The sequence below is a fragment of the Falsiruegeria sp. JB4-1 genome (assembly GCF_055693495.1).
Window position 1 is genome coordinate 2162713 of the sequence record NZ_JBVFTZ010000001.1, and the last position, 12626, is coordinate 2175338.

At 56.4% G+C, this 12626-nt stretch carries 7 protein-coding genes and 2 pseudogenes; 3 read left to right on the top strand and 6 right to left on the bottom strand.

Annotated elements, in window-relative coordinates; all coding sequences use genetic code 11:
* Window positions 1-17: 17 nt before the first annotated feature.
* Window positions 18-3478: pseudogene (mfd, locus tag ACZ1HE_RS11085) on the top strand (transcription-repair coupling factor).
* Between the two features lie 192 nt (window positions 3479-3670).
* A complete protein-coding gene (locus ACZ1HE_RS11090) occupies window positions 3671-4165 on the top strand; it encodes a DUF3616 domain-containing protein (protein ID WP_472624445.1) in 495 nt (164 codons plus the stop codon).
* Here ACZ1HE_RS11090 and ACZ1HE_RS11095 read toward each other — a convergent pair whose 3' ends face one another.
* The 4 genes from ACZ1HE_RS11095 to ACZ1HE_RS11110 all read right to left on the bottom strand — a co-directional run bounded on the left by ACZ1HE_RS11095 (window position 4166) and on the right by ACZ1HE_RS11110 (window position 9352).
* Entirely contained in the window at window positions 4166-5830 is a 1665-nt protein-coding gene (locus tag ACZ1HE_RS11095) for a hypothetical protein (protein ID WP_472620802.1), read from the bottom strand. It lies immediately after the preceding gene.
* A gap of 47 nt (window positions 5831-5877) precedes the next feature.
* Complete coding sequence (locus ACZ1HE_RS11100; protein ID WP_472620803.1) at window positions 5878-7098, bottom strand: multidrug effflux MFS transporter; 1221 nt, start codon at window positions 7096-7098, stop codon at window positions 5878-5880.
* Window positions 7099-7187: 89 nt separating this feature from the next.
* Window positions 7188-7838, bottom strand: a complete 651-nt coding sequence (locus ACZ1HE_RS11105) for a DsbA family oxidoreductase (protein WP_472620804.1) — start codon at window positions 7836-7838, stop codon at window positions 7188-7190.
* A gap of 2 nt (window positions 7839-7840) precedes the next feature.
* Entirely contained in the window at window positions 7841-9352 is a 1512-nt protein-coding gene (locus tag ACZ1HE_RS11110; protein ID WP_472620805.1) for a class I adenylate-forming enzyme family protein, read from the bottom strand.
* Between the two features lie 63 nt (window positions 9353-9415).
* Here ACZ1HE_RS11110 and ACZ1HE_RS11115 point away from each other — a divergent pair, with 63 nt between their 5' ends.
* Window positions 9416-10039 carry a helix-turn-helix domain-containing protein gene (locus ACZ1HE_RS11115; RefSeq protein WP_472620806.1) on the top strand — a complete coding sequence of 208 codons (624 nt, stop codon included), beginning with the start codon at window positions 9416-9418 and terminating at the stop codon, window positions 10037-10039.
* Between the two features lie 3 nt (window positions 10040-10042).
* On the opposite strand, the gene ACZ1HE_RS11120 is transcribed toward ACZ1HE_RS11115, so the two are convergent.
* Both ACZ1HE_RS11120 and ACZ1HE_RS11125 read right to left on the bottom strand, forming a co-directional pair.
* Window positions 10043-10267 carry a hypothetical protein gene (locus ACZ1HE_RS11120; protein ID WP_472620807.1) on the bottom strand — a complete coding sequence of 75 codons (225 nt, stop codon included), beginning with the start codon at window positions 10265-10267 and terminating at the stop codon, window positions 10043-10045.
* A 232-nt stretch (window positions 10268-10499) separates the two neighbouring features.
* Window positions 10500-12316, bottom strand: a pseudogene (locus ACZ1HE_RS11125) (extracellular solute-binding protein).
* Window positions 12317-12626: the final 310 nt, after the last annotated feature.

Genomic DNA, 12626 nt, shown 5'->3' on the forward strand with positions numbered 1-12626 from the left:
GATAGGGATTTCTGGAGATGAACACACAAAACCATATCACCGTAGGTGGCGCCCCAGAAGGTTATGACGCGCAACTGATCCTGAACGAGGTGCAACGCAGCAGCGGGCCCGTTTTGCACGTCGCGCGCGATGACAAGCGGATGGAAGCCACTCGCGCGGCGCTGTCTTTCTTTGCTCCTGATATGCCCGTCTTCGTCTTCCCGGGCTGGGATTGTCTGCCTTACGATCGGGTATCTCCCAATGCCGATATCTCGGCGGCACGGATGGCCACACTGGCCGCACTTGTACATCAGATGCCCGAACGATTTGTGCTTCTGACGACGTTGAATGCGGCCTCGCAACGGGTTCCTTCGCGTGACGTATTGCGCAATGCTGCCTTCACCGCGCGCGTTAACTATCAGATTGACGAACAAGCCTTGCGCAGTTTCCTGGTGCGCATGGGCTTTAGCCAAAGCCCAACCGTGATGGAGCCCGGGGACTATGCGATCCGGGGCGGGATCATCGATATTTTCCCGCCGGGTGAGGGTGGGCCTGTACGCCTGGACCTGTTTGGTGACGTGTTGGACGGCGCGCGGCGGTTCGACCCAGTCAGCCAACGAACGACCGACAAGCTGGACCTTATCGAACTTGCCCCAGTCAGCGAGGTCATTCTGGATGATGCGGCGATTACCCGATTCCGCCAGAACTATCGCATCGAATTTGGCGCAGCAGGCACTGATGATCCTCTTTATGAGGCTGTGAGCGCAGGCCGCAAGCATCAGGGAATTGAACATTGGTTGCCGTTCTTTCACGAAAAGCTGGAAACGCTGTTTGATTACCTGCCAAAGGCATCTGTCACGCTGGATGATCAGTTGACACCTGCGCGTCTGTCGCGGTGGGACAGCATTGCGGACCAATACGAAACACGCCAGCACGCGATGCAGACCAAGTCGCGGATGGACAGCGTCTATAAACCGACCCCTCCCGAATTGCTGTATCTGGATGACAGGGCTTGGGAAGAGGCCGTGGCCGAGCGCCGTGTGCTGCAATTCAATCCGCTGCCCCAGGCCTCTGGACCAGGGGTGATCGACGCCGGTGGCCGGATCGGGCGCAATTTCTCGCCTGAGCGTCAGCAGGAAAATATCAGCCTCTTTGGTGCTTTGGCCGATCACATCAAGGCGCGCATGGGAGAGGGGCCGGTGGTTGTGGCCTCATACTCAGAAGGCGCGCGCGAACGTCTTGCAGGTTTGATTGAGGACGAGGGCCTTGCCGAGGCGATCCCGACCATGGACGGCACACGCATCGGTCAGCGTGGGCTGTTTCTGGCGGTCTGGGCGTTGGAGCACGGGTTCACAACACCAGATATGACCGTCATATCTGAGCAGGATGTTCTTGGCGACCGACTGATCCGTGCACCCAAAAAACGGCGCAAGGCCGAGAATTTCCTGACCGAGACGCAGTCGCTTTCGCCCGGCGATTTGGTGGTTCACGTTGATCACGGCATTGGTCGCTACAAGGGGTTGGAAGTTGTTACTGCCGCTGGTGCGGCGCATGAGTGCATTCTGCTGGAGTATGCCGAACAGTCGAAACTGTATCTGCCGGTCGAGAACATCGAGTTGCTGTCGAAATACGGCCATGACGAGGGGTTGCTCGACCGCTTGGGCGGTGGTGCCTGGCAAGCGAAGAAGGCCAAGCTCAAAGAACGTATTCGCGAGATGGCAGATCGGCTTATCCGCATCGCGGCGGAACGTGCTCTGCGCAAGGCGCCGATCATGGACCCGCCACCTCATGCATGGGAAGAGTTCAGCGCTCGTTTCCCGTATCAGGAAACTGACGACCAACTGCGCGCCATTGGCGAGGTGATGGACGACATGCACTCGGGTCAACCGATGGATCGGTTGATCTGCGGTGACGTCGGCTTTGGTAAAACCGAAGTCGCGATGCGCGCGGCATTTGTTGCGGCGATGAGTGGTGTGCAGGTGGCTATTGTGGCGCCAACAACCCTGCTGGCGCGACAACATGCGGCCAGTTTTGCGGAACGATTCAGGGGCTTTCCTCTCGAAGTGCGCCAGCTCAGTCGCTTCATTTCGGGCAAGGAAGCGCAAACAACGCGCGATGGCATGGCGCGTGGCACAGTGGATATTGTGGTGGGCACCCATGCTTTGTTGGCAAAAGGTGTGCGGTTCAACAACTTGGGCCTGCTCATTATTGACGAAGAACAGCATTTTGGTGTTGCCCACAAAGAGCGCCTGAAACAGCTTCGCAGTGACATTCACGTGCTGACCCTAACGGCAACTCCAATTCCGCGTACCCTGCAACTGTCACTTACGGGCGTGCGCGACCTTTCCATCATCGGAACCCCACCGATCGATCGCCTTGCGATCCGCACCTATGTGAGCGAGTTCGATGCGGTAACCATCCGCGAGGCGCTGTTGCGCGAACACTATCGCGGCGGGCAGAGCTTCTATGTCGTTCCTCGCATTAGCGATCTGCCCGATATCGAGGCGTTTCTGAAGGAGCAGTTGCCGGAGCTCACCTACGTCGTGGCCCATGGCCAGATGGCGGCGGGTGAACTTGATGACCGGATGAACGCCTTTTATGACGGCAAATACGATGTGCTACTGGCAACCACGATTGTCGAAAGCGGGTTGGACATTCCGACGGCGAACACGATGGTAGTGCATCGTGCCGACATGTTTGGATTGGCACAGCTTTACCAAATTCGGGGTCGCGTAGGGCGTTCCAAAACGCGGGCCTATGCTTATCTCACCACCAAGCCGCGTATGCGCTTGACCCCGCAGCTGAAAAACGCCTGCGCGTACTGGGGTCGCTCGACACCCTTGGCGCGGGGTTCACTCTAGCGAGTCAAGACCTCGACATTCGAGGTGCTGGCAACTTGCTTGGCGAGGAACAGTCGGGCCAGATGCGTGATGTCGGCTACGAACTCTATCAGTCGATGCTGGAAGAAGCGATCGCCAAGATCAAGGCGGGCGAAATGGAAGGGTTGGCAGACAGCGATGACCAATGGGCGCCGCAGATTAATCTGGGTGTACCGGTTCTGATCCCTGATAACTATGTACCTGACCTGGACGTGCGGTTGGGGTTGTACCGCCGCCTCTCGTCGCTTTCGACCAAGGTCGAGCTCGAGGGATTTGCCGCGGAGCTGATTGACCGTTTCGGGAAGCTGCCGAAAGAGGTCAACACGCTACTACTGGTCGTTCGCATTAAATCCATGTGTAAACGCGCCGGTATTTCAAAACTCGACGGTGGTCCAAAAGGGGCGACGATTCAATTCCACAACGACAAATATGGCTCTCCGAAGGGCTTGGTAGAATTCATCCAAGGCCAGAATGGGTTGGCCAAGGTGAGGGATAACAAAATCATTGTTCGTCGAGATTGGCGCAAAGACTCCGACAAAATCAAAGGTGCTTTTGCCATCGCACGTGATCTTGCCGAAAAGCTTATCGCCGAGAAGAAGAAGGCCAAAGCAAAGAGCTGATCTGAAAAGGTTTTTGTGCTATCTTTGATCATTCTGTTTTGGATGATTGATATGCGAAAAGCCTTGTCCTCACTGTTGTTGACCCTTGCAGTGCTGGTATTTGCGCAGCCCGGTTCTGGCCAACCCATGGTCGTGCGTGGGTAATTCGACGAATATTCCAAGGATGATCCTATCTCATTTGCGGCAGAAAACCTGAGTGCTGCACATTGCCTTTCATCCGAGTTGTGTTTCACCGCCTCGGACGAAGTGAGATTCATCCAGAGTTTTCGAGTGCGTGGTGATCAGGTTGATGCGGCTAAGAAGCTGTATCTGTGGAACATACCCGATGGACGCGATGCCGATGAGCTTGACGTTGAAGGCATTACTTCTGTCGACGGTCACCTTGTCGTGGTGGGATCACATTCGGTGTCTCGCCAGAAATGCGATTTGCGAGAAGACAATGAGCAAGTCTATGTCGGGGCCTTTGACCCGGCATTTCTGGGAACCAAAGAGGTTCTGACCACATCGTCTATTTCAATGCGCCCATCTTTTGCAGAATTCAATATTCTGCGCCGATCGTTTCATCAGCCGCTACAGAAGAACGGATTGAATATCGAAGGCGTGGCTGCAAATGGAAATCAGGTGTTCTTCGATGGACCGGGCAATGGCAGCCCGCATAGGTTTATGTTTCCTGAACTCGCCAACTGATCACGACGCATTCTCCATTGCAGCTTGTGCGCAAAAGCAGGACGCAGCAACCCTCGTGTCTGCTCGCGCCAAGGCCAAATCCAGTCGCTGTTTGATCTGCACGATTTCGATGGCTTCATTTCGGGCATTTAGACAATCAAGCAACCCTTTCAAACTCCAAACATTATCGGGATGAATGCTGGCGCGGCTAAGCGTTCCGCCCAAACCAAGATCTGCGCGATAGACGGCTTCGGCTTCTGTCACTTGGCCCTGCTCAAAGAGAAGTGCGCCAAGCGCGTGCCGCGCGGGTTGCATCCAACCCCAAGGCTCGTCATATGGCAATTCATCGTCCAACGTGACCGAGCGGCGCAAATGGGCAAATGCGGCGTCATAGTTCTCTTTGCGGTATTCGATTTCGCCACGGAGCATTTCTCCTGCGATTTCAAGTAGATCAACGACCCGGTTATTGTGAAGAAGCCGGGTTTCAGGCACCCGGTCCTTAGCTGCAAGGAATAGTTGCTCTTCAGCCTCGGCCTCTGGCACGCGGCCCATGGCGGCATAGGCTACAGCTCGGGCGTAATGCGTGTTGGCAGTCAAAGTTCTGAACAGATCCTGATCTTGGGGCAATTCCATCTCGACCGCATCTTGCCAGCGACCAAACCGGATCAAGATGTGAGGTTTCATCGCCATATAGCTTTCAAAGAAATCAGCCATGGGCGGGGACGGTACGCGCAACATATCCTCGGGTACCGTATCGATCATGCCTTGCACAGCGTCCAACGCAGGCTGCATTTGCCCCAGAAACAGTGCGCCATAGATGACAAAATGGTAATTGTGTTGACGATAGCCTGTGTAGATGTTGAACGCCCCTTCGCGTTCGTAGAACTTCAGGTCGGCCTCAACCGCCTTTTGGTTCCAATGCACCACATTCTGATAGTGCCCGCACAGAACGTCGATGTGAGTTGGCATGTGGACCAGATGGCCAGCATCCGGCACCAGCGTACGCAGTACATCACCGGCTTTTAGTGCTTTCTCCGGTGTGGGCGACATTTCCATCAGGTGGACATATAGGTGCAGCAAACCAGGATGTTCCATTGCGGCCGGATTGTCGCGCATCGCGGTTTCAAGTGCGTCTTGTGCCTCTAGCGTTGCGGCTCCTTCTGCGGGCAGGCCAGATTTCAGGTCCCACATCTTCCACGGCGTCAGGTTCAACAGGGCTTCGACATAGATTGTACGCAAGTCCAGATCATCGGGGTGGGACGCAAAGGCCAAGCGCATAGCGTCGGCATAGTCAAAATCCCATGAATGCATGTCCTCACCCGGCTCACGCTGGGGATATCGGGAAGGCAGGGCACGGATCAACGCCTGCTCGACGGGTGTGCAACTGTCAATGGCGGCCAATGCGGCTTGCGTGGCGTCGAAGGCTTCAGCCAGGGCCTTCCCGCGACCCTGATCATCCAGAAGGTCCCATGGCAGATTATAGTTCGGGCCTGCTGCGTAGGCCACACCCCATTGAGCCATGGCGCAGTCGGGGTCGTGTTCCAGTGCACGACGAAAACAAACTACGGCCTCGTGGTGATTGTATCCATATGTCCAATTCAAACCACGGTCGAACCACTGCTGAGCTTGGGCGCTGTTGGTTGTGATCGGGCAAGTGTAATGCCCGAGGTTGTAATAGTCGTTCATGAAATCTCTCCCCAAAATCCAGAGAGATCATACCCCGATTCAGTCTTTCAGAACAGTTCAAGCTCAGGCAGGCTGTTTTCGACCCGTCCCATGTGCAGCATCAGACCGAACCCAAGTATGCACATCACCAGAAGAGCCGCGGTCAACGGCAAAAGCGAGCCATCAAAGAGCAGCCCAACGGGAGCCGCAATGGCGGCCGCCAGAACCGTCGAGATGCCACCAATGACCGAAGCTGCCATGCCTGCAATGTGTCCCATCGGCTCCATTGCAATGGCCTGTAGGTTGCCCATTGTCATACCCGCCATAAAGAAGACGGTCGATTGCCAGAAAACAAAGATGGCAAAGCCGACGTCGAGCGGCAGATCAACGCCCGTCAGCGCGACCATGATCCCTGACAGTATGATCTGTCCGCCCAGGGTCCAGGTTACCAGACGGCGCATTCCAACACGCACCACCAGCATCGCGTTCAGCAGGCTTGCGCTGCCAGAAATCAGGGCGACTGCGCCGAACCAAAACGGAAAGCTCTCGGCCCGGTCGTAGATCACATCATAGACCGGTTGCACCATGGTGAGCATGGTGAACAGAATACTGAGTGCCAAGGTTTGAACCAGGATCGACAGGCGCACGGTGGGATGGCGGAACATTTCTCCAACCGCGGCGATTAGCAGGGGCAGGCGAAAGGCGCGACGTTCAGGTGCCGGTAGGGTTTCAGGCAAGCGAGAGCCGGTCCAGGAGATGATCACCAACCCAAAGATGGCGAAGGCCGCAAAGATACCGCGCCAACCCACAAAATATATGATCCCGGCACCCAGCATTGGAGCAAAAGCGGGAAACAGGGTGAAAATCATCATCGCAATCGACATGATCCGTGCCATTTCGCGGCCCGAAAACAGATCACGAACGATAGCTACGCCAACGATACGCGGAGCTGCTGCGGCGACGCCTTGCAACACGCGGGCAGCCAACACCAGCTCCAGAGAACTCGCCGCCCAAGCCAGACCTGAGGCCAGCACATAAATCGCCGCCCCGATCAGCAACACTGGCTTGCGACCAAAGGTGTCCGACAATGGGCCGGTAAAAAACGTGCCGATGCCCATCCCCAACACAAAGGAGGTCAGGATCAACTGTGCACGGTTGATGTCGTCAGGGCTCAGCTCAGCGCCAATCTCGGGCAGGGCTGGCAGCATCGCATCGATGGAAAAAGCAATGGTGGCGAACATCACCGCAATCAGCGCGATGAATTCTACCTTGGACAAGCGATCAGCCATTGGGGCACTCCTTACTCACCTGCGCTATCACGCAAGCGGGCGTAGGGCCACCCAACAGAAATGCACAGAGGTCTGTGTGAAAATGTGGATTAAGTCTCGATTTGAGACATGAGGTCTGCGATCACCTTTTGCCACAACTCAGGCGGTTGCGCGCCCGGAACTGCGTGCTGATTGGCGACGATGAAGGTAGGGACAGAACTGACGCCCATTTCGCGGGAATGGCTGTCTCGTTGTTTCATCAGATCGCGATCTGCTTCTGATTTCAGAAGCTTACGCACCACAGCTGCATCCATGCCGATGCCATCTGAAATATCCGCCAGCACGTCATGATCACCAATGTCACGAGTTTCGACAAAATAGGCGTTAAACAATGCATCAACGGCAGCAGTCTGTTTTCCTTCGATCCCGGCCCAATGGATCAGGCGATGCGCATCCAGCGTGTTGGGGGTGCGCTGCATCCCTTCGAAATTGATCGACAGGCCTGCTTTTTCGGCATGTTCTACCACCGGAGCGTAGGCGCGCACGGCCCCTTCTTTGCCACCGAACTTGGTTTCAAGGTATTCGCGCCGGTCCATACCGTCTGTCGGCATGTCAGGGTTTAGTTGAAAGGGGTGCCATTCGATGACAAAGGGATGCTCGGGCACGGATGCCAGAGCTTTGTCCAGATGGGTCTTGCCAATGTAGCACCAGGGGCAGATCGGGTCGGACAGGATGTCGAGCTTGACGGTTTTATCGGTCATGGTCAGCTGGCCTTGAAGTATGCGGGCAGGGCGCGGCGCAACAGCTTGCCGTTGCCGCCTGCGGGCAGGGTTTCTAGATGGACAAAGGCACGTGGTTGCTTGTAGCGCGCCAGGTTGTCTTGGACATAGGCGCGCAGCTCGGCTTCGTCCAGCGTTTCGGGGCCGGTATAGAAGGCCGCTATCACAAATGTGTTCTCTTTGACCTCGACTTGCGCGGCGCCGACCTGTGTTATGCCAGGGTGTTTGGTTAGGGCGTCCTCGACCTCTACAGGGGACACACGGTAACCTCCGGCGTTCATCATGTCATCGTCGCGACCCAAATAGGTGATTTGCCCATCGACGGCCATCGCTCCTTGGTCCCCGGTCAGAAACCAATCGCCCTGCATCTTAGCGTCCGCCTCATCCGGGGCGTTGAGGTATGTGAGCATCAGGCCTGGATCTGATTTGTGCACGGCTATGGTGCCCTCGTCACCCTGTGGAACTGGGCCATCGGGGCCAAGGATCGCGATTTTGCGACCCGGCTGCGGTTGGCCCAATGCTTCGCCTCGTGCCGGATGGGCGGGGCTGGACGAGATGAAGGTCGAGCATTCAGACATGCCGTAAGCCTCATAAAGCTCGGTCCCAGTGGCCGTGGCCCAACTCGCGTACAATTCGCGGGGCAGCTTCTCACCGGCGCTTAGTCCGTGGCGCAGATGAGGCAGATCTAGGGGCTGGGGAGAGCTGAGGAATTTGCGGTAAACCCCCGGTGCTGCAGCAAAAATAGTTGCTTTGTGCGCTTTGAGAAGCGCCGGTATTTCGCCCAGATCGGTCCCGGGTTCCGGGATCAAAGCGGTCGCGCCAATGGCCCATGGGTCCATCAATCCGGTGCCCAGGGTATAAGTCCAATTGAACGCGCCCGCGTGACACAGGCGGTCGTCGGGTGTCAGCCCGTACCAGCCATCCACCATCATCTGCCGGGCCCAGATCGCCCGATGCGCATGAGCAACAGCGCGAGGTTTCCCGGAGGTGCCCGAAGTGTAGACCACATAGGCCATCCGGTTCGGATCGCCCATGTCATAATCGGCAGGCGGCAGATCCCGCATTGCGGTCAGCTGCGCGATATCGATTTGCAATGGATGATCGGCACAGGCGACGTCCGGATCGCGCAGGATGGCGGCGGGCGACAGCTCGTCGATCATCTTTTTGGTCTCGGGCGCAGTCAATTGGGATGATGTCGGAACCGGCACGATCCCGGCCGCAATAGCGCCCAGATAAGCCAGCGGAAAGTCGACGGTATTGCCCAGGCGCATAAGCACGATCTGCCCCGGTGCAATGCCTGCCTGCAGCAGGCCGGTTGCAGTGCCACGTATTGCGGCCTCCAGCGCGCCAAAGCTCCAATCATCTGAACCTTCCTGGCGCAGAACCGAAAGGGCCACCTTGTCAGGGTGCTGAGCGGCATGGCGCATCACATGGGCGGCCAGGTTGAACGGGGTCGGGCAGGGCGTGCACGCCCCTTGGTCAAAGATCGAAAGCATGCCAATCGCTAGCCCGATGGGCCGCGCGTTGCAAGCAGAGGCTTGGCACCGTATAGAGCACGCATGACAGGCCGAGATCCCAAATCCATCATTCGCATCGCCCGCGACTCGGGCGTTGAAGATACCGCAGAACCTCTGGACCTGGGTGCACGCGTACGCGAATTGCGCAAAGCTCGCGACTGGACTCTGGAACAAGCGGCAACGCAGGCGGGGCTTGCTCGTTCGACACTGTCAAAGATCGAAAACGGCCAGATGTCGCCCACATATGATGCGTTGAAAAAGCTGGCCGTCGGGTTGCAGATCTCTGTACCGCAGCTGTTTACACCGCCCGAGCGGGATCAAATCAACGGGCGTATGGCGGTGACCAAGTTCGGTGATGGCGCTGCCCATGCAACGGCCACCTATGAGCATGAGTTGTTGGCCGACACTCTGACAAAAAAGAATATGCTTCCCTATCGGGCCCGTGTGCGGGCGCGCAATATGGAAGAGTTTGATGGATGGGTGCGCCACGATGGCGAAGAATTTCTGTATGTGTTGACCGGTGTTGTGCGCCTATTTACCGAATTCTACGAGCCAGTTGAAATGCGTCGGGGCGACAGCGCCTATTATGACGCAGCCATGGGGCACAACGTTATCTCGGTAAGTGATGAGGACGCTACGATCCTGTGGGTGACGTCACTGGCGTGACGCTCAGGAATCCAGTTCCTTGTTCAGCGATTCCACGAACAAGAAATCTTCGAACTCCTCGCGGGCTTCGGTCAGTGTCAGTTGATGCTTTTCCGCCAGATAGGCCTCGAACCGAGACCGGTCGAGTTTCAGAAACGGTGCATCCCCATCGTCTAGCTGCGGAAATCGCGATTTTACACGTGGAAACGCTTGTGCCCAGTTCTGGGTTAGCTCCGACCAATTCATCATACTTGAGCATTCCTCGATTGAGTAACAGAAACGCTCCTCCCGTTGATCAGCCTAGAAATGTAACCGCTGTGTGAAGACTGCGCAAAATGTCGCACGAATAATAGGCAAGTTGATCAAAAAATGATCTTCTTCTGCGTGTGCGGCATTTTCTTCCAACTATTTTGCACTTCGACCGAGAATAGCTTTGACGTTCTCCGTTTTTTTGGTCTCGCTAAAACGTCCGTCGTTTGCTCTAGTTCTGATACCACCAGACCTCGGGCATGTAACTGGGGCCGTCGCCGTAGATCGGAAATCTGTCGGGGTGTCTTAGCGCCTTGATATGCGCGATCCGGCCTACGTCAAAACTCCAGATTGGGATCACGTAACGTCCGGCAGTTAGCACTCGGTCCAACGCACGGGTGGCGGCGACAAAGTCCTCATGTGTTTGCGAATTGAGCATCGCGTCAATCATTGCATCCACTGCGCGGTCGTTGATCCCCATCAAGTTGCGAGTGCCCGGAGTGTCGGCCACATCGCTGCCCCAATAGAGCCGCTGTTCGTTGCCCGGGGACAGCGACAAGGCTCGGCGGAACGGAGTCATGTCAAAATCCAGCTCAGCCAGTCTTCCTGTGTATTGAGCATTGTCGACCTTTGCTTCGGTCACTTGGATACCCAAACGGGCGAGCGCCTGGCTGTATATCTCAGTCACGGTCAGGTTTCCGCTGTCTCCCTGACGCATGAGCATGGTGAATTCGAACGGATCGCCTTGGGTATTGCGCAGCACGCCGTCCTGCACAGTCCATCCCGCGTCAGCCAGCAGTTTGATCGCCTTGCGCAGGTTCTTGCGGTTACGGCTGCTACCGTCGCTCTGGGACAGGGTGTAGCCTTCGATCGTGCCTGCGGGCAGGGTGTCGGCAAAGGGGGTAAGCAATTCGAGAACGCGCCCCTCGGCCGCACCGGGCAGCATCGCCAAGTCCGAGCCCGAGAAATAGGACGTGATGCGTGGCTGCGCGCCACCCGTCATAGTGTCGTTGATGAATTCGAAATTGAACGCGAGCGTCAGCGCCTCGCGCACGCGCCAATCCTTGAACAGAGGGCGTCGTGTATTCATCACAAACCCGGTCATGCCCGAAGGCTTCTCATGCGGGATTTCAGTCTTGATCACATCACCCCGCTGTGCGGCGGGGAAGTTGTACTTGGTGGACCAGTTTTCCGCGTTGAATTCCCGCACGGCGCTCAGTTCGCCGCAGCGGTAAAGGCTTCGAACAACACGGCTTGATCGCCATAAAAATCGATCCGCATCTCATCCAGATTGCGGGTGCCACGGCGCAGCGGCAGGTCCTTGGCCCAATAGTCCGGGTTGCGTTTGAAGGTCACAAAGCGCCCGGCCTCGTAGTCGTCGACCACATAGGCGCCGGTCCCAATGGGGATGTCTTGCAACTTGCCATCAGCAAAGCTTTTGCCCTCCCACTGATCTTTCTTAAGGATCGGACGCAGACCAGAAACCAGCGCCAGCTCGCGGTCCGGGTCCGAGAAGGTGAGACGCACAGAACGTGGACCGGTTTGTTTGATGCTGGCAATCTTGCCCCACAGCCCGCGATAGCGGAGGTGTCCTTGGGTTCCCAACGTTTCGTATGACCAGATCACATCTGCAACAGTGACCGGGCTGCCGTCCGAGAATCGAGCCTCAGGCCGCAGCGTAAACTCGACCCAAGAACGGTCTGGCGCGGTCTCAATCGATTCGGCCAAAAGGCCATAAAGAGAGAAGGGTTCGTCCTGTGACCTCCCCATCAGCCCCTCGTAGCCCCAGAACCGCATCTGCCAAGGTACGGTGCCTTTCTGGATGAACGGATTCAAACTGTCGAAGCCGCCGGTGTTACCAAACACCACACGGCCGCCTTTGGGCGCATCAGCGTTTACATAAGGTAAAGACACAAAATCCGGTGGGAGAGCGGGCTCTCCATACATAGCTATGCCATGTGCCGATTCTGCCGACGCCATCTGAGTGACAAAAACGGTTGCGATTCCCGCCAACAGAGGGCGGAAGATTGGGAAATAAACTGGACGCACTTTGGCAACAATCCTGCTCAGGCCTTATTTTATTAACGTTTAACCTATCTGGGGTTTCGCGTCTTTTCAAACTTTTAGCTTGGATGCCGCGGGGTAATTGCGTATAAAGGTCTCACTGCTCGATAGGTTTCTTGCCTGTATGAAACCTGCCTCAATAACTTAACGCCCGCTTCGCGCGGGCGTTTTTTTTGATCAGCTTTCCTAAAAATAGGCAATTTGGATTACGTCTGAAAGTGGCAGTCTTTTGCCATGTGACTTTTCCCCGTTTTCTTTGCACCTGCAGCATGGCAGGGTGCGCGCGACTTTGGAT